The 19849-nt window shown below is 67.6% G+C and carries 20 protein-coding genes; 8 read left to right on the top strand and 12 right to left on the bottom strand.

All coding sequences use genetic code 11. The features are described from left to right. The first annotated feature begins 5 nt into the window (after positions 1–5). The 6 genes from OG876_RS33995 to OG876_RS33970 all read left to right on the top strand — a co-directional run bounded on the left by OG876_RS33995 (position 6) and on the right by OG876_RS33970 (position 4785). On the top strand, positions 6–1316 hold the full coding sequence (locus OG876_RS33995; RefSeq protein ID WP_328520783.1) for an ABC transporter substrate-binding protein: 1311 nt from the start codon (positions 6–8) through the stop codon (positions 1314–1316). A gap of 6 nt (positions 1317–1322) precedes the next feature. Then, on the top strand, positions 1323–2267 hold the full coding sequence (locus OG876_RS33990; RefSeq protein WP_328520782.1) for a carbohydrate ABC transporter permease: 945 nt from the start codon (positions 1323–1325) through the stop codon (positions 2265–2267). Further along, on the top strand, positions 2257–3081 hold the full coding sequence (locus OG876_RS33985) for a carbohydrate ABC transporter permease (protein WP_328520781.1): 825 nt from the start codon (positions 2257–2259) through the stop codon (positions 3079–3081). Before OG876_RS33990 ends, OG876_RS33985 begins: the two co-directional genes overlap by 11 nt. Position 3082: 1 nt before the next feature. Beyond that, positions 3083–3865 carry a sugar phosphate isomerase/epimerase family protein gene (locus OG876_RS33980; protein ID WP_328520780.1) on the top strand — a complete coding sequence of 261 codons (783 nt, stop codon included), beginning with the start codon at positions 3083–3085 and terminating at the stop codon, positions 3863–3865. A 32-nt stretch (positions 3866–3897) separates the two neighbouring features. Next, positions 3898–4356: a carboxymuconolactone decarboxylase family protein gene (locus OG876_RS33975; RefSeq protein ID WP_328520779.1), complete on the top strand. Its 459-nt coding sequence runs from the start codon at positions 3898–3900 to the stop codon at positions 4354–4356. Between the two features lie 72 nt (positions 4357–4428). Next, entirely contained in the window at positions 4429–4785 is a 357-nt protein-coding gene (locus OG876_RS33970; protein ID WP_328520778.1) for a YciI family protein, read from the top strand. A gap of 101 nt (positions 4786–4886) precedes the next feature. Here the strand turns inward: OG876_RS33970 and OG876_RS33965 are convergent, their stop codons facing one another. From OG876_RS33965 to OG876_RS33955, 3 genes are all read right to left on the bottom strand, one after another. Further along, positions 4887–5198 (bottom strand): hypothetical protein, encoded by a 312-nt coding sequence (locus tag OG876_RS33965; RefSeq protein ID WP_328520777.1) that lies wholly within the window; start codon positions 5196–5198, stop codon positions 4887–4889. 228 nt (positions 5199–5426) lie between these two features. Then, entirely contained in the window at positions 5427–6476 is a 1050-nt protein-coding gene (locus tag OG876_RS33960; protein ID WP_328520776.1) for a LacI family DNA-binding transcriptional regulator, read from the bottom strand. Between the two features lie 36 nt (positions 6477–6512). Continuing rightward, the gene (locus OG876_RS33955) at positions 6513–7223 is read right to left on the bottom strand and encodes an SDR family NAD(P)-dependent oxidoreductase (RefSeq protein WP_328520775.1); all 711 of its coding nucleotides are present in this window, start codon (positions 7221–7223) and stop codon (positions 6513–6515) included. A 54-nt stretch (positions 7224–7277) separates the two neighbouring features. On the opposite strand from OG876_RS33955, the gene OG876_RS33950 reads away from it, so the two are divergent. Next, the gene (locus OG876_RS33950; RefSeq protein ID WP_328520774.1) at positions 7278–7823 is read left to right on the top strand and encodes a MarR family winged helix-turn-helix transcriptional regulator; all 546 of its coding nucleotides are present in this window, start codon (positions 7278–7280) and stop codon (positions 7821–7823) included. A gap of 72 nt (positions 7824–7895) precedes the next feature. Continuing rightward, positions 7896–10178: an excinuclease ABC subunit UvrA gene (locus OG876_RS33945; RefSeq protein ID WP_328520773.1), complete on the top strand. Its 2283-nt coding sequence runs from the start codon at positions 7896–7898 to the stop codon at positions 10176–10178. On the opposite strand, the gene OG876_RS33940 is transcribed toward OG876_RS33945, so the two are convergent. The 9 genes from OG876_RS33940 to OG876_RS33900 all read right to left on the bottom strand — a co-directional run bounded on the left by OG876_RS33940 (position 10175) and on the right by OG876_RS33900 (position 19849). Next, positions 10175–10990, bottom strand: a complete 816-nt coding sequence (locus OG876_RS33940) for an SRPBCC family protein (RefSeq protein WP_328520772.1) — start codon at positions 10988–10990, stop codon at positions 10175–10177. The two genes, OG876_RS33945 and OG876_RS33940, sit on opposite strands and share 4 nt — an antisense overlap. Before the next feature lie 32 nt (positions 10991–11022). Then, complete coding sequence (locus OG876_RS33935) at positions 11023–12042, bottom strand: winged helix DNA-binding domain-containing protein (RefSeq protein ID WP_328520771.1); 1020 nt, start codon at positions 12040–12042, stop codon at positions 11023–11025. 185 nt (positions 12043–12227) lie between these two features. After that, a complete protein-coding gene (locus OG876_RS33930) occupies positions 12228–13013 on the bottom strand; it encodes an SGNH/GDSL hydrolase family protein (RefSeq protein ID WP_328520770.1) in 786 nt (261 codons plus the stop codon). Between the two features lie 136 nt (positions 13014–13149). Then, positions 13150–14196: a mandelate racemase/muconate lactonizing enzyme family protein gene (locus OG876_RS33925; protein WP_328520769.1), complete on the bottom strand. Its 1047-nt coding sequence runs from the start codon at positions 14194–14196 to the stop codon at positions 13150–13152. A 1-nt stretch (position 14197) separates the two neighbouring features. Further along, the gene (locus tag OG876_RS33920; RefSeq protein ID WP_328520768.1) at positions 14198–15514 is read right to left on the bottom strand and encodes an extracellular solute-binding protein; all 1317 of its coding nucleotides are present in this window, start codon (positions 15512–15514) and stop codon (positions 14198–14200) included. Between the two features lie 24 nt (positions 15515–15538). Beyond that, complete coding sequence (locus OG876_RS33915) at positions 15539–16621, bottom strand: mandelate racemase/muconate lactonizing enzyme family protein (RefSeq protein WP_328520767.1); 1083 nt, start codon at positions 16619–16621, stop codon at positions 15539–15541. Positions 16622–16623: 2 nt separating this feature from the next. Then, positions 16624–17481 (bottom strand): carbohydrate ABC transporter permease, encoded by an 858-nt coding sequence (locus tag OG876_RS33910; protein ID WP_328520766.1) that lies wholly within the window; start codon positions 17479–17481, stop codon positions 16624–16626. After that, positions 17471–18418, bottom strand: coding sequence for a carbohydrate ABC transporter permease (locus tag OG876_RS33905; protein WP_328520765.1), 948 nt, complete (start codon positions 18416–18418; stop codon positions 17471–17473). Before OG876_RS33905 ends, OG876_RS33910 begins: the two co-directional genes overlap by 11 nt. A 3-nt stretch (positions 18419–18421) precedes the next feature. Beyond that, on the bottom strand, positions 18422–19849 hold the full coding sequence (locus OG876_RS33900) for an NAD-dependent succinate-semialdehyde dehydrogenase (RefSeq protein ID WP_328520764.1): 1428 nt from the start codon (positions 19847–19849) through the stop codon (positions 18422–18424).

Here is a 19849-nt window from a genome sequence, read left to right as displayed (position 1 = left end):
GAGATATGGCAACCAAGCTGTCCCGCCGCGGCTTTCTCGAGCTGACCGGTCTCGCCGGGCTCGGGCTGGTCGTGGCCGGGTGCTCGTCAGGACCACCCGCCGGTGCCGCCACCTGGGCGATGTGGTCGAGCAGTGCCGCGGAGAAGAAGGTCTGGCAGGACTTCAGCAAGTACGTCGAGCATCAGCTCGGCGTGAAGTCGGTCCCGACCCTGACCCCGTCGAACGGCTACCCGACCAAACTGGACCTGCAACTGGTCAGTGGCACGGCCGGCCTGGTGACCGCGCTCAACGGCACACTGATCCCGACGTACGCCGCCCGCGGCGCGCACCGCCCACTCGATGACCTGATCGAGGCCGACCCGGATTTCCATCTCGACGACTTCTATCAGTCGAGCCGCCGGATCTCGAGCTTCAACAACAAGACGTACGCGATCGGCTTCGATGTCGCGCCGACGGTCATGTACTACAACAAGTCGCTGCTGCAGAAGCAGGGCATCGAGCTGCCCTCGAAGACGGTGCCGATGCCCTGGGCAACCTTCCGGGACCTGGCGAAGCAGCTCACCAAACCCGGCGAGCAGTACGGCTTCACCTGTGCGCCGGCGATCGACGACCTGGTGTCGTGGATCTACTGTGCGGGCGGGAACGTGATGGACGACGCCGCCACCCGGAGCACGCTAGGTGATCCGGAGGCGATGGAGGCACTGCAGTACGTCATCGACCTGTTCGTCAAGGACAAGGTCACCCCGCCGATCAAGAATCTGGTCACCGAGAGTTCGCTGTCCAACTTCCTGGAGGGCAACGTCGCCTTCATGCAGAACGGGCCGTGGCAGGTGGTCAACGTGCGCAAGGCCAAGTTCGACTGGGACGTGATCCCGTTCCCGGCCGGGGCAGTCGGCAGCACCCCGCGGGTGTCGGGATCCAGCTTCGCGATTCCATCGGGGGTGCGCGATGGGGCCGAACTGGACCTCGCGTGGAAGCTGCTCAAGACCCTCACCAGCACCGGTGCGCTCGACATCTACGCCAAGGCCGGCCGCAACAACCCGGCCCGGCTGAGCGCAGGCAGTGCGTTCCAGCCACCGCCGGACAACCTCGGCATCGTCCAGCAGATCCTGGCCGGCAAGCTCGCCGGCGGTCACGCGTTCGACGTCACGACGAACTGGAACCAGGTCAAGCAACTCCTCGGCCAGGACCTCCCGCGGAGCTTCCTGGGACAGGTCACGGTCGCGGACGCGATCAGCGGGCTCACGCCGCGTCTCGACGTACTGATGCGGCAGCACCAGGACAACATCCGCCAAGCCACCGCCAGGAAGGGGTGATCCACCATGGCTGTCGACACTCTGGCCGCCCCGGCCACCACCGCATCACCACAACCGTCATCCGGGCCGACGCCACGCTGGCGCAACCGGGAGACCCTGACCGCCTGGCTGTTCATCCTGCCCAGCCTGATCGGATTCCTGATCTTCACCGCCGGGCCGGTCGTCGCCGCCGGCGTGATCTCGCTGCTGGACTGGAACCTGTTCAGTCCGCCGCGCTGGGCCGGGCTGCGCAACTTCGCCCGCCTCGGTCCGGATCCGACGTTCTGGTCCGCGCTGGGCAACACGGCGTACTTCACCTTCGTGAGCGTGCCGCTGACGATCCTGGTGAGCCTCGCGCTGGCACTGCTGCTGAATCAGGGTCTGCGCCGGGTAGCGGTCTTCCGCTCGCTCCTGCTGTTGCCGTATGCAACGATCACGGTGGCGGTCGCGTTCGTCTGGATCTGGCTCTACATCCCGCACGACGGCCTGGTGAACGCCGTGCTCGGGCTGTTCGGCATCAACGGGCCGACCTGGCTGATCTCGGACAACTGGGCGATGCCGGCGCTGATCCTAATGAGCGTGTGGAAGGGCTTCGGCTTCGGCATGGTCGTGTTCCTCGCCGGGTTGCAGGCGATCCCGCAACAGCTCTACGAGGCTGCTCGCGTCGACGGCACGTCGCCGTGGCAGAGCTTCCGCAACGTCACCCTGCCGATGTTGTCACCGGCCTTGTTCTTCGTGATCGTCACCTCGGTGATCGGCTCGTTCCAGGTCTTCGACCAGGCGCTGATCATGACCAACGGCGGGCCGGGCACGCGCACCACCACGCTGGTCATGTACATCTATCGGACCGGCTTCGAGAACTACGACCAGGGGTACGCCGCGGCGCAATCGCTGGTGTTGTTCGCGTTCATCGTGCTGATCACCACCACCCAGTTCCTCTTCCAGCGGAGGCTGGTGCACTATGACAACTGACGTCCGCCGCAAGCTGATTGTCTTCGCCTGCTTCCTGGTCACCGCACTCACCCTCATCCCGGTCGTCATGATGGTGCTGGTCGCGTTCCAGTCCGATGCCGAGTCGATGGCGGCCAAGCCGTCGTTCTGGCCGAGCAGCTGGCACCCGGAGAACCTGACGCGCGCCTTCGACCTCGTGCCACTGGGCAAGTACCTGCTCAACACCGTGTACTTCGCGGGCGGCACAACTCTGCTCGAGACCGTGACGGCCGCGCTGGCGGCGTACGCGTTCGCCCGGCTGAACTTCCCCGGCCGCAGCTGGCTGTTCGGCATCTACCTCGCCACCCTGATGATCCCGTCGCAGGTGACGCTGATCCCGCAGTTCGTGCTGGTCGCGAAGCTGCACGGCATCGACACCTGGCCCGGGATGATCCTGCCGCACGCCTTTACCGCATTGGGCGTCTTCCTGCTCCGGCAGTTCTTCCTCGGCATCCCACGCGACTACGAGGAGGCCGCCCGGCTGGACGGCGCGAACCGCTGGCAGGCGTTCGTCCGCGTGATCGTGCCGCTGGCGATCCCGGCGATCGCGACGCTTGCCGTGTTCAAATTCATCGGCCAGTGGAACAACCTTCTGTGGCCGTTGATCATCTCGAACAGCGATGCCACCCGGACCGCTTCGGTCGGACTGCAGGTGTTCCAGGACACGAACGGCACCCAGTGGAACCTGTTGCTGATGGCAGCCACCGTCACCACGATCCCCCTGATCATCCTGTTCTTCCTGACCCAACGCTGGTTCGTCCGAGGCATCACCATGAGTGGCTTGGGAGGCCGCTGAAATGACCTATCTGTGGTCTGTTTTCACCAAACCTTGGCTGGCGTTGCCGGGTGACGAGCTCGGTCGGCTCGTTTCCGGTCTCGGGTTCGCCGGGGCGGAGGTCCCGGTCCGCGAGGCCGCGTACGTGAGCCCGGCTACGGCCGAGGCCGAGTTGCCGAAGTTCACCGCGCAGCTGCGGGCCGAGGGCGTCGAACCGATCAGCGTTGCCAGTGACCTGACCGAGCGGGTGTTCGCCGCATGTGCGGAGGCCGGCGTGCCGATGATCCGCATCATGGCCGAGCTCGGTCCCGATGGGTATGCCGCGTCTGTACGCCGTACTCGCATGCTGCTCGAGGCAGCGGCAGTACTGACCGAGCGGTACGCCGTGCAGGTCGGGGTGCAGCCGCATCACGGGCGGTTCGTGGCGTCGACGCTCGGCGTACTGCAACTGCTCGACGGACTGCCCGAGCAGTTCAAGCTGGTCTGGGATGCGGCGCACGACGCACTGGCCGGCGACCATCCAGCAGTGACGATCGAGCTCGGCGCCGAGCGGCTCGGCATCGTCAACCTGAAGAATGTGCAGTACCTGCGGACCGACGGCGTCTGGAAGCCGTACTTCGTGCAGGCCGACGAAGGACTGTCCGACTGGTCCGCGGTGTTCGCGGCCTTGCAGAAGGTCAGGTACACCGGCCCGATCTGCCTGACCGGGCAGTACTCCGACCCCGCCGTACCGGTCGAGGAACGGCTCGAAAAAGATCTCCACGCCGCTGTCACATCCTCCGCACAGCATCCGTCAAGGGAGTGAAATCGACACACTCACTTGATGGAGAACCTCCCATGACTGCAGCACGGATGACCAACCCCGCCGAGATCCTCCCGGACGCCACCAAGGGCATCCAGAACATCTACAAGGCCATCGGGCAGGCCGGCGCGCCCGGTGCGACGCTCGAGCTCGTGCACCTGCGGGCGAGCCAGATCAACGGCTGCGCGCCGTGCGTGTTCGGCGGGATCAAGTCGGCGCTGAAGAACGGTGAGACCGACGAGCGGCTGCACCAGGTCGCGGCCTGGCGTGAGTCGGACCTGTTCACCGACGCCGAGCGGGCGGCGCTCGCGCTGGCCGAGGCCGCGACCCGGCTGGCGGACCGGCCGGAGGCGGTCACGGACGAGATCTGGGCCGCGGCAGCCGACCACTTCGGCGAGAAGGAACTGTCCGCGATCGTGCTGATGATCGCGCTGACGAACATGTTCAACCGGATCAACACGACGGTGCGCCAGCCGGCCGGTGCCACCTGGTAGTGAGTAACGTCGGAGCGCCGGTGTCGAGGACGGCATCGGCGCTCCGACGTACCCGGTGAATGGAGGCACGCGATGAAGTACATGCTGCTGATCTACGGGAACGACGACACCTGGAACGCCCTGCACGACGAGGGAATCGAGCAAGTGCTCGATCGTCATCGACAGCTGACCGAGGAGCTGAAGGCCAAGGGCGAGTACCTCGACGGTCTCGGCCTGACCACGGCGAACGCGCGGGTGGTCCGGGTGAACGACGGCGTCGCGGCGGTCACCGACGGGCCGTTCACGGAGGCGAAGGAAGTGCTGGCCGGGTACTACCTGCTCGACTGCAGTCTGGAGCGGGCGACCGAGATCGCGGCCCGGCTTCCGGAGGCGCGGTTCTCACCGATCGAGATCCGCTCGTTCACGGATCCGATGCCGGAGGATTCGTAGACCCCACTGCCGGGTGCGTCGGCAGGTTCGGGAGCTGCTCCAGGGACTTGCCGGCCTCAGCTCGGCGTTGGGACCTGAGACCGGCGAGTCACTGACTCAGCTCATCCGTGCCGGTTGGGGTTGCCCGGCGCGAGGAGGACCCCACCTGAGGCAGGCTGATCCCCCATGCCCCGGCCACCCCGGACGAACACGGTGGCACCTCGCTCCGGTGCCTGCACACCGTCGCCGAGTCGCAGCGTGGTGGTCATGCCGTTGCTCAGTCTGAGCACCGCCACGCGTCGCGGGCGCACCGGTGACATCGACGAGATCACCTCGTGGATGCCCGTACACACCGCCGGTTGGATCGCGGCCCGTCCGAGACCTGCGTTGCCGTGACTCCTCACATCACGGCACTGCTCGGCGAGCCTTGTCATCGCTGACACACTTCCCCCTTCTCTCGTTGTCCTACCCCCGAGTGACGGTAGACATGGCCGTGACGACGTCGCAGTACGACGCGACGACCGCACACTCCCCGTCCTTCCCGCACCCGGAAACGACGCGGAAGTGATCCTGCAACCCTTGCTGAGAGTGACCGCAATGGCAAGGGATCGTGACCGGAATCCCGCGTTGCGGAACCCCCGTCCATCCGCTGTTTCTGTCGGTCAGCGCGTGGTGCTGGCGCGCTGGACGATCCGGTGCGGGATCATCACCCGGCGCGGCGCCGCGAACTTGTCGGCCATCCGCTCGCCGAGCAGATCGAGGGCCGCCGCCACGAACGCCCGCCGGTCGAAGTCGACCGTCGTCAGCGGCGGGATCATGAACTGGCTCTCCAGGATGTTGTCGAACCCTGCCAGCAGCGTCTGCCCGGGGACAGCGACGCCCGCGCTCCACAGCGCCGACGAGGCACCGGACGCGAGCGAGTCGGTGAAGCAGAAGAACGCGTCCGGCAACTCGTGCTCGGCGAGGTACTTCCCGACCACCGTCGCCGCGCCTTCCGGCCGCCAGCGATCCAGGCCGATCTCGAGGGCGGGATCGTTCGGTAGGCCGGCCTCCTCGAGCGCCTGGCGATAACCGGCGGTCCGCAACCGGGAGGCCGCCGTACCGGGGGCCTCGGCGGATCCGGCCAGTACGCCGGCGCCACTCGAGCCGCGCGGCATCTCCGGCGTACCGACCGCTGCGATGCGGCGGCAGCCCTGTGCGAGCAGGTGTTTGGTCATGTCCCGGGCGGCGGCGACGTTGTCGATCGCGACCTGGCTGACCAGGTCCTGGTCGACGTCGCCGATCAGCACCAGCGGCGGCAGCGGCCCGGCCGTCGTGACCGCGCTGTCGTCCAGGTTCACCGGGTTGAGGATCAGGCCGTCGACCAGGTACGCGCGGGCCTTCGACAGCAGCTCGAACTCACGCTTGGGCTCGGCCGCGGTCTGCTCGATCTGCACACCCCAGCCGCGCTCGTGGGCGAGCTCGACGACCAGGTGGACGACCTCCGCGGAGTACGGCCGGAGCAGGTCGGGCAAGGCGAGCGCGATCATGCCGGTCCGGCCGTTGCGCAGCCCCCGGGCACTCATGTTCGGCACGTAATCGAGCTCGGCCAGCGCGCTCTCGACCCGAGCCTTGGTCTCCGGGCGGACGAACACGACGCCGTTGATGACGTTGGACACCGTCTTCGGGGACACCCCGGCCAGCTTGGCGACGTCTTTGACGGTGGCACGCATGTCGCCCATTGTCACACCTGGCCACGTTGTCACAAGTCAGCGAGTGACGAGTGCACCGCCGTTCACGTGCAGGACCTGACCGGTGAGGTGCCGGGCGGCCGGCGAGGCGAGGAAGTGGATGGTGCCGGCGATGTCTTCGACCTGGCCTTCCCGTTGGGTCATTGTTGCTGCGAGCAACGTCTCGCGGCGCTCCGGGGTGAGCCGGCCCTGGAAGAACTCCGTCTCGGCGGTGAAGCCCGGGGCGACGACGTTCGAGGTGATGCCGCGCGGTCCGAGCTCGGCGGCCACGTCCTGGTTCCACAACGCCAGCGCCGCCTTGGAGGCGCCGTACGAGCCGGGGCCGCGCGCGCCGGCGATCGAGCCCAGGTGCACGACCGCGGTGGTGAGCCGCGATGCCAGGGCGGTCGTGGTGAGGACGGCGCTGAGCAGATTGGCTTCCAGGTTGGCCAGCCAGTTCGCCTTCAGTTGCTCGAGGCCTGCGTCGGGCCGGCCGAAGTCGGTGTTCCCGCCGGCGTTGTTGACCAGTACGTCGACCTGGTCCGGCAGCGTGTCCAGCAGTCGCTCGACCTGCGCCGGATCGGTCGCGTCGCACACCACTCCCCTGGCTCCGACGTCGGCCGCGGTCTTGGCGAGCACGTCTTCCCGGCGGCCGGTGATCACCACCTCGTCGCCGTCCGCGCGGAACCGCTCGGCGGTCGCCCGCCCGATTCCGGTCGCTCCGCCGGTCACCACGATCACCCTCGTCATCGTCGATCCTCACGTTTAGATCTAAATGTTTAGACCTAAACGTATCATCATCCCGTGGCCGACTCCTATCCCCTCGACACACCCAGCCCGTATCCCGCCGCGGAGATCGCCCGCGCCTGGCAACGCGAGCGGCCCGGTACGCCGACCGACTCGATCGAGATCGTCACTCCCCTGTGGCGGCTCGCCAAGCTCTTCGCCGACGACCGCCGACGGGTGCTCGCCGACGCCGGAGTGGATCCGGCCACCCTCGATCTGCTCAGCGTGCTGCGCCGGGCGGGCGCGCCGTACGAGGTGAGTACGCGCGAACTGAGCCGCCGTACCCTCGTCACCGCCGGAGCGATCTCGCAGCGGGTCGCCCGGGCGGAGGACGCCGGCCTGGTCACCCGCCGGACCGCCGACGACGGCAGCCGGGCGGTGGTCGTGACCCTGACCGCGGCCGGCCACGACCTCATCGAGCGGACGGTCGACCAGGTGCTGACCCGCGAGTCCGAGCTGGTCGCGTCGCTGTCCCCCACCGGTCGCGCGCAACTGGCCGCCCAACTGCAGGACCTGCTCGACGACGTCGCGAAGCGGACCGGAAACCTTCGTCACGGCGTATAAGCTTTGCGCGCTGGGCTCTGGCTGGTCGTGCACGAAAAGTTACTACGACTGCTTCAATGTCACAATTGAAGGATGCCTGTTGCCGACAGCCACGATTTCATCCAGGTACGGGGCGCCCGCGAGAACAACCTCGGCGGCGTCTCCCTCGACATCCCGAAACGTCGCCTCACCGTCTTCACCGGTGTCTCCGGCTCCGGTAAATCGTCACTCGTCTTCGACACCATCGCCGCCGAGTCGCAGCGGCTGATCAACGAGACCTACACCGCCTTCGTCCAGAACTTCATGCCGAGCCTCGGCCGCCCGGACGTGGACTCGCTGCAGAACCTGTCCGCCGCGATCATCGTCGACCAGGAGCGGATCGGCGCCAACGCCCGGTCCACGGTCGGCACCGCGACCGACGCACACACCATGCTCCGGGTCCTGTTCAGCCGCGCCGGTACGCCGTACGTCGGGTCGCCGTCGGCGTTCAGCTTCAACCGGGCCGAGGGCATGTGCCCGCAGTGCGAAGGGCTCGGCCGGACCACCGAGTTCGACCTCGACGAGCTGGTCGACCGGGACAAGAGTCTCAACCAGGGCCCGATCAAGGCACCCGGGTACGCGATCGACAGCTGGCACTGGCAGCTGATGGCGAACTCCGGCCTGTTCGATCCGGACCTGCCGCTCAGGGACTACCCGGCCGAGGCCTGGGAGCGGTTCCTCTACCAGGAGCCGACCAAGATCAAGGTCGGCAAGAGCAACCTGACCTTCGAGGGCCTGGTCGCCAAGATCAAGCGCCAGTACCTCGGCAAGGATCCGCAGTCGCTGCAGAGCCACGCGCGCGCGTTCGCGGAGCGCGCGGTCCGGCAGACGACCTGCCCCGAGTGCGCCGGCGTCCGGCTGAACGAGGCCGCCCGGACGACCACCGTGAACGGGCGAACCATCGGCGAGTGCTCGGCGATGCAGATCAGCGACCTCGCCGAGTTCGTTGCCGGAATCAACCATCCGGGAGTCGGGCCGCTGCTCGACGGACTCCGGCAGACGCTGGACTCGTTCGTCACGATCGGCCTCGGGTACCTCAGCATGGACCGCGAGTCGACGACGCTGTCCGGCGGCGAGGCCCAGCGGGTCAAGCTGGTGCGTCATCTCGGCTCCAGCCTGAGCGACGTCACCTACGTCTTCGACGAGCCCACGATCGGCCTGCACCCGCACGACATCCAGCAGATGAACGACCTGCTCCTGCAACTGCGGGACAAGGGCAACACCGTGCTGGTCGTCGAGCACAAGCCGGAGACGATCCGGATCGCCGATCACGTCGTCGACCTCGGTCCGGGCGCCGGCCTGGCCGGCGGACGACTCTGCTACGCCGGCGATCTCGACGGCCTGAAGAGCTCCGGCACGCTCACCGGTCGGTACCTGGATCACCGGGTCGCCCTGCGAGACGACGTACGCCGTCCGGCCGGCAAGCTCGCGATCGAGAACGCGACACTGCACAACCTGCGCAATGTCAGTGTGGACGTCCCGCTCGGCGTCCTCACGGTCGTCACCGGGGTCGCGGGATCAGGGAAGAGCTCACTGATCCATGGATCGCTGGCCGGCCGGGACGGCGTGATCATCGCCGGGCAGGAGCCGATCCGCGGGTCGAAACGCAGTAATCCCGCGACCTACACCGGGCTTCTCGATCCGATCCGGGCCGAGTTCGCGAAGGCGAACAAGGTCAAGCCGGGGCTGTTCAGCGCGAACTCGGTCGGCGCCTGCCCGACCTGCAAGGGCATCGGAGTCGTCTACACGGATCTGGCGATGATGGCGGAGGTCGCCTCGACCTGTGAGGACTGCAACGGCGCCCGCTTCACCGCGGAGGTGCTCGCCTACCGGCTGCGCGGGAAGGACATCAGCGAGGTGCTGCGGATGACCGTGACCGAGGCCCGGGACTTCTTCCCCAAGGGTCCGGCGCGGACCGTCCTCGATCGGCTCGCAACGGTCGGGCTCGGCTACATCGGCCTCGGTCAGCCACTGACCACGCTGTCCGGTGGTGAGCGGCAGCGGCTCAAGTTGGCCATCAACATGGGCAGGACCGGCTCGATCTACATCCTCGACGAACCCACCACCGGACTGCACCTGGCCGACGTCGACCAACTGCTCGGCATGCTCGACACCCTGGTCGACCAGGGCAACACCGTGATCGTCATCGAGCATCACCAGGCCGTGATGGCCCACGCCGACTGGCTCATCGACGTCGGCCCCGGCGCCGGCCACAACGGCGGCCGGATCGTCTTCACCGGCACCCCGGCCGACCTGGTCGAGAGCAGCCCGACCGTGACCGCGGAGCACCTGCGTGAGTACGTCGGCGCCGAACCGGATCCGCAGGTCGTGGCCTAAGGCAACAGCTCGGCAGCCAGCGTCTCGATCAGGTCGTGCCAGGGGTTGAGGTAACCGGCGGCGGGGCCGGTCTGGGTGAGCACCAGACGGGCTCCGCCGTTGCCGTCCCGCAGCGTCCACGTCACCTCGCCGCCGCTCCAGCCGTAGCTGAGGCGCACTGGCTCCTCCACATCGAGGACCGGACCCGGATCAATGCCCTTCGCAACGAATCCGGCCGGCGGCGCGCTGCCGGCCGCGGCCCGCTCCGCGCCGGTGAGCAGCTGCCAGACAGCTTCCTTCGGCTTCACCAACTGCCGCTCGAACCGCACTCCGCCGTCATCCGTCACGACACCTTCGTCCAGCCCGTACACCTTCACGAAGTGCTCATGCAGTACGGCGTAGTCGCGCTCGGGCACCGATCCGCCCAGCACGCGATCCAGCGCGTCGAAGCACAGCGTCCAGCCGCCACTGAAGCTCGCGGATCCCGGACGATCGTCGTACGTCGCGGTCAGCTGCAACGTGCACCCCTCCGGCGACGGGTCCAGCTCCCAGCGCAGCACCTCGACGCCCCAGGTGTACTCGAGCAGCTTCGGCGGTTCGTACGCGCGGATCACGCCGCTGGTCTGGACGTCGACGGGCGCGCCCGGATCCGTCTCGAAGGTGAAGGTGACCGGCCCGTCCAGCCGCAGGTCGAACTCGACCGCGGCCGGGAACCATCCGGCCAGCTGTCCGGGCTCGGTGATCGCCCGCCAGACCTTCTCCACCGGATGCCGCAGCTCCCGCCGCATCCGCAGAACCGTCCGGCCGTTCTCGGTGCTCAAGGTCTCGGTCATGACTCCATATATACCCGACCCGGCATATACGATCAACCGGCGAACCGGGCCAGATCCGCGAGCTCTCCGGCGAGGTCCGTGCGGGCGCCGGCGTCGAACAGTTCGTAGGAACGGTCGGCGTGCCGCCACGAACCGATCACCCGGCCCGCCTCGAGCACCGCCGGCCGCAACATGCCGCCGCCGGGATGGATCTGCCGGTGGAACTCGGCAGCCAGCGCCTGCCGCCGATCCTGATAGCCGAGCAGATAGGCGTCGAACTCCCCCAACAGCCGCACGTCCCAGCACCCCGGCAGATCATCGACGGCGGCCAACTCAACTCCTTCGACGTCGAAAGACTTGGTTGCCGCCGCCTGCACAGCGCGGCGTGCGGTCGGCACCGGCAGCCCCGACCAGGTCGCGAAGTCGCGCGCGGTCGCCGGTCCGTACGCGGCCAGATAACGCCGGGCCAGCGTCTCGACGTCACCTTCCAGTACGAGCGGCTTACCCAGCCAGTCGCTCACCGCGACCCAGGTCTCGTCCTTGTCGTACCCCGGCCCATAACACAGCCGACCGAGCAACCCGGTGTGCCGGATCAGGGCATACACCGCTTGTCCCTTGGGCTCCGCGATCAGTCCGGCCTTCACGAGTACCTCGGCCAACTGGGTGCGCGTGGACGGGCCATGGCTCAGCAGATGTGCTTCGAGTCGGTCGGCGGCTTCAGCCCGGATCGCCTTGGTCAGACCGAGTTCGCCGTACCGGCGCTCGGTGTCCTTGATGACCTTTGGACCCAGCAGGCCGAGAAGGGGGCCCGCGTCCTCAACGGCGACGAGTTGGAGGGTCCCACGCATGAACCAGCCACGGACGACGCTCCGGTCGGTCTCCTGCGCGTGCGATACGTCAGCGAAAGTGGTCGCGGTCGAGCGGGCTCGGACGGCGTACGCGGCACCGCGCCACGCCTGGGCCTGGAGTCCCCCCGTCCGGCGCACGACGTCGGCCACCCCTCCGGGGCCGGCCTCGTCCACCGGACGTGCCAGGCAGTTGGCCTGCATGCGGGCCGCCAAGAGCCAGTCCACAGACCTCTGCGTCACCCCAGCATGACACCACGAACAACCCCGTGTCGCATCTCCAATGCCGGCGACCACCCGAACAGCACTCGGGGCCTGGGACACCAACTCGGGAGCTGAGACAGGAAATAGCCTGTCTCAGGTCACCGAACGGTGCCCCAGGCCCCAACTGCGGGACTGCGGGAGTGCGCCGATCAGAGCGCGGGCTGGACCAGGTTGGCGAAGTTGGCGTGGCCGGTGACGTTCGGGTGGTAGGACTCGCTGACCGGGTTCGACAGGCCGTTGATCCACTCCGGGCTGCCGCAGACGGCGTGGCCGATGAACAGCGAGGTCGGATTGACGAAGGTGAAGCCGGCCGCGTTCGCCGACGCCGCGATCTTCGCGTTGAGCAGGTCGGCGGTCCCGTTCAGCCGGGTCATCTCGTCCGGGCTGAAGAACGTGCCGGCGTTGCAGTCGGTGCCGTTGAACAGTCGTGGGTAGCCGACCACGACGACCCGGGCCGACGCCGCCCGGCTCTTGATCGACGCGTACAGGGTGTTCAGCCGGCCGGGCAGGGTGTTGTTGATGATCGCCCGCGCGTTCGCGACGGCGCCCGTGCAGTCACCGAGCCAGGAGGGCTTGGCGCACTCGGTGATGACCGAGGAGAAGCCGGCGTCGTTGCCACCGACCTGCACCGACACGAGGTTGGCGGCGCTCGTCACCGAGGGCAGCTGGTTGGCGGTGACGTCGGCGACGCGGGCTCCGGAGCAGGCCACGAACGTGAGGTTCGCTCCGATCCGGGCCGCGTCGATGTACGGATAGGCCTTCACCGATCGCTGGCAGGACCCGCTGCTCGAGATGTAGGTGCGGGTGCCGACACCGGAGGCGTACGAGTCGCCCAGGGCGACGTAGTTCGGCGCCGCCGCGTGGGCGACCCCCGGACTGAGCAGCATCGCGGCGCCGAGGGCCGCGGCGGAGAGCAGACTGGCGATGGACTTCATGGGCGGACCGCCTTTGCGTGTGCGAGAGGTGGCGACTGGACCACTCAACGTCACCTTCGCTGACTCGTGAGTAACACACAAGGGCCTGGTTAGAAATTCACCGCCAGTTGCCGATTCCGGTAGGCCGAGTTTCCGGCTAGTCGTTCCACGACGACAGGCCGGGGCCGAGCGGCAGCGGGTAGCAGCCGTCCACCAGTTCGACCCGGCCGTCCGCCGGCAGCAGTCCGCTCTCCACATAGATCGTGTTCGGGAGTGCGGCCAGCACGTGGATGTGTGCACCACCCCCGTGCGACGCGTACGGCACACCGAACCCGGCCGCCATCAGTCCGATCTCGAGGCAGTCGGTCAGCCCACCCGCACGCCTCAGATCCGGCTGTACGACGCCCACCCCGCCCCGGGCGATCAGATCCCGGAAGGCGGCCTGCCCGTACCTGTTCTCGCCGGTCGCGATCGGGATGTCCAGCTTGCCGGCCAGCCGGACATGGCTCTCGGTGTCGGCGGCCGGCAACGGCTCCTCGAACCACCGGCACCCGAGCCCTTCGTACGCACGGCCGCGACGCAGCGCCTCGTCGTACCCGAAGGCCTGGTTCGCGTCGACCATCAGCGGGGCATCCGGCCCGATCACGGCCCGGACGGCCTTGATCCGTTGGATGTCCTCGCTGAGCGGGCCGCCGCCGACCTTCATCTTGACGCCGCGGAAGCCCTGCTCCATCGCCTTGGCCGACACGGTCTCCAGGCCCGCGACGTCCAGCTCGAGCCAGCCCACCATCGCGTACGTCGGGATGGCGGTGCGCTGTGCACCCAGCAGCTTCCACACCGGCACGTCCAGCGACTTGCCGAGGAGATCCCACAACGCCAGATCGATCGCCGAGATCCCGTACGACGACAGCCCGGCCGTGCCCTGGTAGTCGGTGAGCGTCTGCAGCCGCTGCCGGATCCCGCGGATCAGGGCCGGATCCTCGCCGATGATCGCTGGCGCCAGTTGCTCGGTGATGATCTTGGCCAGGACCGCCGGTGAGCTCGCCACCCGGCCGAAGTACGTGCTGCTGACCCCGCTCACCCCCTCGTCGGTGTCGATCCGCACCCGGGTCTGCCCGTTGCGGTCGAGCAGCTGGATCGCGTCGCGGACCGCGTGCGCCTTCGGCTCCGACACGACCTCGACACTGATGTCCGTGATCTTCATGTCACCCCTTGCCTGCGAGGACGTCTTCGACCTTCTGCTTGACGCTGCCCAGCGCGGCCGCCGCGGTCTGCTTGCCGCTCCAGACGTCGTCGAGCACCGGGCGGTAGATGGTCCGGGCGCGTTCGATGTAGCGGCTGAAGTTCTCGTTCACCGCGTTGTCGAGCGCCTGGGTGACCAGGGCGAGGTTGGCCGGGCCCTTGTCGTCCGGTACGAACAGCGCCGCCGAGCTCTTGCTGACCGGCATGAAGCCCCGTGACTGCGCGAGCAGCTTCGACGCGTCCGGACCGGCGCAGTACTTGAGGAAATCCCAGGCCGCGTCGGGGTCCTTCGACTGCTTCGGGATCGCCAGCACGGTCATCGTGTTCACGGTCGTCCGGCGGGCCTGCATCGGCGTCGGGAAGATGTCCCACTTCACCTTCGCGTTGCTGCGCAGGTACGGGATGCCGCTGGTCAGCGAGAGCAGCATCGCGACCTTGCCGGTGCCCAGCTGGGCCAGCGCCCAGTTCGGCGTCTGCCGGCCGGCCGTGACGGTGGCGAAGTCCGGGTGGACCTTGTGGACGAGGGCGAGGTCTGCGACCCACTGGATCGCCTCGGCGCCCTGCGGCTCGGCCAGCGTGAAGCGGGTGGCGTCCTTGGAGTAGATCCCGTCGCCGCCGTTGCTGACCGGCCAGACGGTCTCCAATGAGGTGTCCGGGAAGACCAGTGCTCCCCAGCGTTCGCCGTTGGGCTTGGTGAGCTTCTTCGCCGCGTTGAGAAAGTCGTCCCAGGTCCAGCCGCTCTTCGCCCAGTCCTTCGGCGGCAGTTCGACGCCGGCTTCGGCGAACGCGTCAGTGTTGCAGTAGATGACGCCGGGGTTCGTCATGATCGGCCAGGCGGCGTGCGCGCCGTCCTCCTGCTTCGGGAAGTTGAACGCCACCGGGAAGTAGTCCTCGGGCTTGATGCCGTCCTTCTCGAGGTACGGCTTCAGGTCGAGCAGGGATCCCTCGGCGTAGTACCCCTTGACGTAGTCGTCGTTGATCCGGATCGCCGTCGGAGCTGCCCCCGACGACAGCACCGTGCGCAGCTTGGTGTCGTAGTCGTCGCCCGGTACGGACTGGATGTCGAGCGTCTTGCCGGCGCCCTTGGCCCAGTTCTCGGCGACCGTGTAGAGCGGGGTGCCGCTGTTGGTGTCCCAGGTGAGGAAGGAGGCGTTGCCGCCCCCGCCTCCTCCGCTGCTGTTGCCACCGCACGCGGCGAGCGGCAACCCGACAGCGATGGCTCCACCGGTGACGCCGAAGGCTTTGAGCACCGACCGTCGGGAAAACTGTGATGCGGTCATGGTCTTTCCTGTTCTGTCAGGGGGTTAGTTGGTGCGCAGTTTCGCGACCGCGTCGTCGTCCAGCTCGATGCCCAGACCGGGCAGCTCCCACGGCGTGATCTCGCCGTTCACGGGGACGAGCGGGTTCTGCCAGATCGGCACGTCGTCGAGGATCGGGTTGTGCTCGATGTTGTACTCCTGCGGGTACACGCAGGACGGCGTACTGACCCAGAGGTGGGCGTGCGCCGACGTACCGATCGTCTGCTGGGTGTTGTGCACCGTGATCGGCTTGGTGAAGGTGTCGGCGAGGACCGCGATCTTCTTGAACTCGGTGATCCCGCCGCACTTGATGACGTCGGGCTGCAGGATGTCGACCCGCCCGGTCAGGATCAGGTCACGGAACTGCCAGGTGGTGTACTCCTGCTCCCCGACCGCGATCGGGATGTCGACCGCGTCGGCCAGCCGTCCGTACGCCGCATAGTCGTGGGCGGCGAGTGGTTCCTCGAAGTGCCACACGCCGAGGTCCTCCAGCGCGTGAGCCAGCTTGATGGCGGTGTGTTCGTAGTACGCGTTGTTGACGTCGACCAGGATCGGGAAGTCGTCCCCGACCAGCTTCCGGACCGCCGTCACGGTCGCGATGGTCTGGTCGAAGCCGTCGTCGTGCATCCACGGCGTCGACGAGTGGATCTTGTACCCGTGGAAGCCCTTCTCCTGGAAGGACTGCGCGCGTTCGGCCTCCTGCTGCGGGCTCATCCCCCGTGCCATGGAGCTCGCGTAGACCTTGGCGCTCTGGCGGTACTTCCCGCCGAGCAACTGGTAGGTGGGCAGCCCGGCCGCCTTGCCGAGCAGGTCCCACAGGGCGATGTCGATCCCGGCGATGGCGTTCAGCTGGGCGCCGCCGGGCCCGAGCTTGTAGGGCTTGGTGTACAGCCGGCGCCACAGCCGCTCGATGTCGGTCGCCTCCTCGCCGACCAGCAGCGGCGCGAGCGCCTGCTCCACGACGCTGTGGGTGACGTGGGCGTTCATCGGGCTGACCTCGCCGACGCCCACCAGGCCCTCGTCGGTGTGGATCTTCAGGATGTGCAGCTTGTCGAGCAGGATGATCGATTCGATCCGGGTGATCCGCATGGTCAACCTTTCAGGCCGGACATCGTGATGCCCTGGACGAAGTACTTCTGGGCGATCAGGAACAGCAGCAGCGGCGGCAGGATCGTCAGCGTCGCGGCCGCCATCATCAGATTGGTCTGGGTGAAGTACTCACCCTTGAACAGCGCGAGCGCGATCGGCATCGTCTGCAACCGCGTCGAGTTGAGGAAGATCAACGGCCCGAACAGGTCGTTCCACGAGCCCATGAAGGTGAGCGCGCCGACCGCGGCCAGGGCCGGTTTCACCTGCGGCAGCATGATCCGCCAGAAGGTGCCGAAGGTGGACGCGCCGTCGAGCTTGGCGGCCTCCTCCAGCTCCATCGGCACGCCGCGGAACGCCTGCCGGAGCAGGAACGTCCCGAACACCGGCGTCAGCACGTTCGGCACCCAGAGTGGGTAGTGGGTGTCGATCCAGCCCATCTCGCGGAACAGCATGTACTGCGGGACGAGGTAGACGATGCCCGGGATCATTGCCGTCGACAACAACAGCGCGAAGGCCAGGTTCTTGAAGGCGAAGTTCAGCCGGGCGAAACCATAGCCGGCCAGCGACGCGAACAGCAGCAGGAAACCGACGTTCAGTGCGGCCAGCTTGCAGCTGTTCAGGAAGAACGGCAGCAGCCCGTCACCGGCCTGGGAGTAGTTGGCCCACTGGAATGTGGACGGGATGAACGTCGGCGGCGACTGCAGTACTTCGTTCTCCGGCTTGAGCGATGCGCTGATCATCCAGAGCAGCGGCATCGCGAACACCACGGCGAAGAACAGCAGTACGACGATCAGCACGACGCGGCGTGGGATGTGCCTCGGTGGCCGGTTCACCGGGATCCGGAGGGCCTCAGCTGTCATAGTGCACCCACCGTTTCTCCATCTTCCACTGGATCGCGGTGACGACACCGACGATGACGAACAGCACCCAGCCCATCGCGGACGCGTAGCCCAGCCGGCCGTGCCCGAAGGCCGCCTCGTAGATCTGGAAGATGAACACCGAGGTGGCGTTGTTCGGCCCGCCGGACGTCATCACGTAGATGATCCCGAACACCTGGAACGAGGTGATGAACTGCGTGATGGTGAGGAAGAACAGGCTCGGCGTCAGCAGCGGGAACACCACCGACCAGAACCGCCGCCAGGCCGACGCTCCGTCCACCGTCGCCGCCTCGATCAGCGACTGGTCGATGCTCTGCAACCCGGCCAGCAGGATCACCATCGGATAGCCGACGCCCTGCCAGAGCGCGACGATGATCACCGCGATCAGCGCCGTCCTGGTGTCGGACAGCCAGGCCGGACCGTCGATGCCGATCGTCTTCAAGGTGGAGTTGAACAGGCCGTTGTCCGGGTTGTACAGCCAGAACCAGACGAAGCCGATCGCGACGACGTTGGTGACCGCGGGCGAGTAGTACAGCGTCCGGAAGATGCCGATGCCCTTGATCTTCTGGTTGCACAGGACGGCGAGACCGAGCCCGATGAAGATGGTCAGCACGACGACGACCACCGTGAAGATCACCGTGTTCTTCAGTGACGGCCAGAACGTGTCGTCGGCGGTGAACAGCTCCTTGTAGTTCTCCAGGCCGAGGAACTTCGGTGCGTTCAGCCCGGACCAGTTGGTCAGCGACACCACCAGGGACGCCGCGACCGGTGCCAGCTGGAAGAACAGCACGCCGGCGATCACCGGTCCGACGAACAACCAGCCGGCCAGGTTCTGCCGCTTCGGTTTGACCTTCACCCGTTTGCGGGTCGGTGGACCGCCGTCGACGTCCGGGGGTTTCAGGAGGACTGCGTTGGCCATCCGTCACACCTCGATCCCGATGTACTTCTCCTCGAGGAATTCGAGGATGCCTTCGGAGCTGCCTTCGCGGCCGAGTCCGGACTGCTTCGTCCCGCCGAACGGCGCCGCCGGGTCGCTGAGCACGCCGCGGTTGACCGCGACCATGCCGGCGTCGATCTTCTGCGCGACCGCGAGCGCCTGCGCGGGATCGCCGTACACGTAGGCGATCAGGCCGTAGATGGTGTCGTTGGCCATCGCGATCGCCTCGTCGACGTCGCTGAAGGAGACGATCGCGGTGACGGGTCCGAAGATCTCGATCTGGTTGATCTCGCTGCCGTGCCGGACATCGGTGAGCACCGTCGGCGGGTAGAAGGCGCCGACCTCCGGGATCTCGCCGCCCAGCGTCAGCGTGGCGCCGTCCGCCACGGCCTGGTCGACGAGCCGGGCCACCTTGTCGCGCTCTTCCGGCGACACCAGGGCGCCGAGCTCGTTCGACCGATCGGCCCCCGGGCCCATCGTGACGCCCTTCATGGCCGCAGTGATCCGGACGGCGAACTCCTCGACGAGCGAGTCGTGCACGTAGAACCGGTTCGCCGCCGTACAGGCCGATCCGCCGTTGCGCAGCTTCGCGACCATCGCGCCCTCGACCGCGGCGTCCAGGTCGGCACCGGGCAGGACGACGAACGGCGCGTTGCCGCCGAGCTCCATCGACGAGCTGACCACCTGATCGGCGGCCTCCCGCAGCAGCACCCGCCCGACCTCGGTCGAGCCGGTGAAGGACAGCTTGCGTACGGCGGGGTGGTGCAGCATCGCGCTCACCGCCGGACCGGCCGGCACCGGCGTCACCAAGTTGACGACACCCGCCGGCACACCGGCCCGACGCAGTACCTCGACGACATAGGCGGCGGTCAGTGGTGTCTGGCTGGCGGGCTTCAACACCACCGAGCACCCGGCCGCCAGCGCGGGGGCGATCTTGCGGGTCGCCATCGCCGCCGGGAAGTTCCACGGAGTGACCAGGATCGAGACCCCGATCGGATCGCGCCGGACCACGATCGTCTTGTCGCCCGACGGGGAGAGCCGGAAGTCCCCGCCGATCCGGACCGCCTCCTCGGCGAACCAGCGGAAGAACTCGGCTGCGTAGGCGGCCTCGCCGAGTGCGTCGGCGTACGCCTTGCCGTTCTCGGCGACGATGATCTCGGCGAACTGCTCGCGCTCGGCGGTCAGGATGTCGAAACACTCGCGGAGGATCTCCGATCGTTGCCGGGGAGGGGTCGCAGCCCAGCCGGCCAGTGCGTCCGCCGCGGCATCCACCGCAGCCAGACAGTCCGCCTCGGTGGCGGCTGCGAACTGCGCCAGTTCGGAGCCGTCGGCCGGATCGTGCACCGGGAACCGCCGGCCGTCAGCGGCCGGCCGCCACTGACCATCGATGAACAGATCGTGCGGAGAGATCAT

Origin of the sequence: Kribbella sp. NBC_00359 (assembly GCF_036097425.1) — a bacterium.
Taxonomy (GTDB): domain Bacteria; phylum Actinomycetota; class Actinomycetes; order Propionibacteriales; family Kribbellaceae; genus Kribbella.
This window is presented reverse-complemented; position numbering and strand designations above follow the sequence as displayed.

Excerpts from the sequence above, each read along its gene's own strand:
- OG876_RS33925 (WP_328520769.1), bottom strand. The coding sequence starts at position 14,196 with ATGAAGATCACGGACATCAGTGTCGAGGTCGTGTCGGAGCCGAAGGCG.
- OG876_RS33940 (WP_328520772.1), bottom strand. The coding sequence starts at position 10,990 with ATGACCGAGACCTTGAGCACCGAGAACGGCCGGACGGTTCTGCGGATG.
- OG876_RS33920 (WP_328520768.1), bottom strand. The coding sequence starts at position 15,514 with ATGACCGCATCACAGTTTTCCCGACGGTCGGTGCTCAAAGCCTTCGGC.
- OG876_RS33980 (WP_328520780.1), top strand. The coding sequence starts at position 3,083 with ATGACCTATCTGTGGTCTGTTTTCACCAAACCTTGGCTGGCGTTGCCG.
- OG876_RS33910 (WP_328520766.1), bottom strand. The coding sequence starts at position 17,481 with ATGACAGCTGAGGCCCTCCGGATCCCGGTGAACCGGCCACCGAGGCAC.
- OG876_RS33945 (WP_328520773.1), top strand. The coding sequence starts at position 7,896 with ATGCCTGTTGCCGACAGCCACGATTTCATCCAGGTACGGGGCGCCCGC.
- OG876_RS33970 (WP_328520778.1), top strand. The coding sequence starts at position 4,429 with ATGAAGTACATGCTGCTGATCTACGGGAACGACGACACCTGGAACGCC.
- OG876_RS33900 (WP_328520764.1), bottom strand. The coding sequence starts at position 19,849 with ATGATCTCTCCGCACGATCTGTTCATCGATGGTCAGTGGCGGCCGGCC.
- OG876_RS33915 (WP_328520767.1), bottom strand. The coding sequence starts at position 16,621 with ATGCGGATCACCCGGATCGAATCGATCATCCTGCTCGACAAGCTGCAC.
- OG876_RS33995 (WP_328520783.1), top strand. The coding sequence starts at position 6 with ATGGCAACCAAGCTGTCCCGCCGCGGCTTTCTCGAGCTGACCGGTCTC.
- OG876_RS33985 (WP_328520781.1), top strand. The coding sequence starts at position 2,257 with ATGACAACTGACGTCCGCCGCAAGCTGATTGTCTTCGCCTGCTTCCTG.
- OG876_RS33975 (WP_328520779.1), top strand. The coding sequence starts at position 3,898 with ATGACTGCAGCACGGATGACCAACCCCGCCGAGATCCTCCCGGACGCC.
- OG876_RS33960 (WP_328520776.1), bottom strand. The coding sequence starts at position 6,476 with ATGCGTGCCACCGTCAAAGACGTCGCCAAGCTGGCCGGGGTGTCCCCG.
- OG876_RS33990 (WP_328520782.1), top strand. The coding sequence starts at position 1,323 with ATGGCTGTCGACACTCTGGCCGCCCCGGCCACCACCGCATCACCACAA.
- OG876_RS33965 (WP_328520777.1), bottom strand. The coding sequence starts at position 5,198 with ATGACAAGGCTCGCCGAGCAGTGCCGTGATGTGAGGAGTCACGGCAAC.
- OG876_RS33955 (WP_328520775.1), bottom strand. The coding sequence starts at position 7,223 with ATGACGAGGGTGATCGTGGTGACCGGCGGAGCGACCGGAATCGGGCGG.
- OG876_RS33905 (WP_328520765.1), bottom strand. The coding sequence starts at position 18,418 with ATGGCCAACGCAGTCCTCCTGAAACCCCCGGACGTCGACGGCGGTCCA.
- OG876_RS33930 (WP_328520770.1), bottom strand. The coding sequence starts at position 13,013 with ATGAAGTCCATCGCCAGTCTGCTCTCCGCCGCGGCCCTCGGCGCCGCG.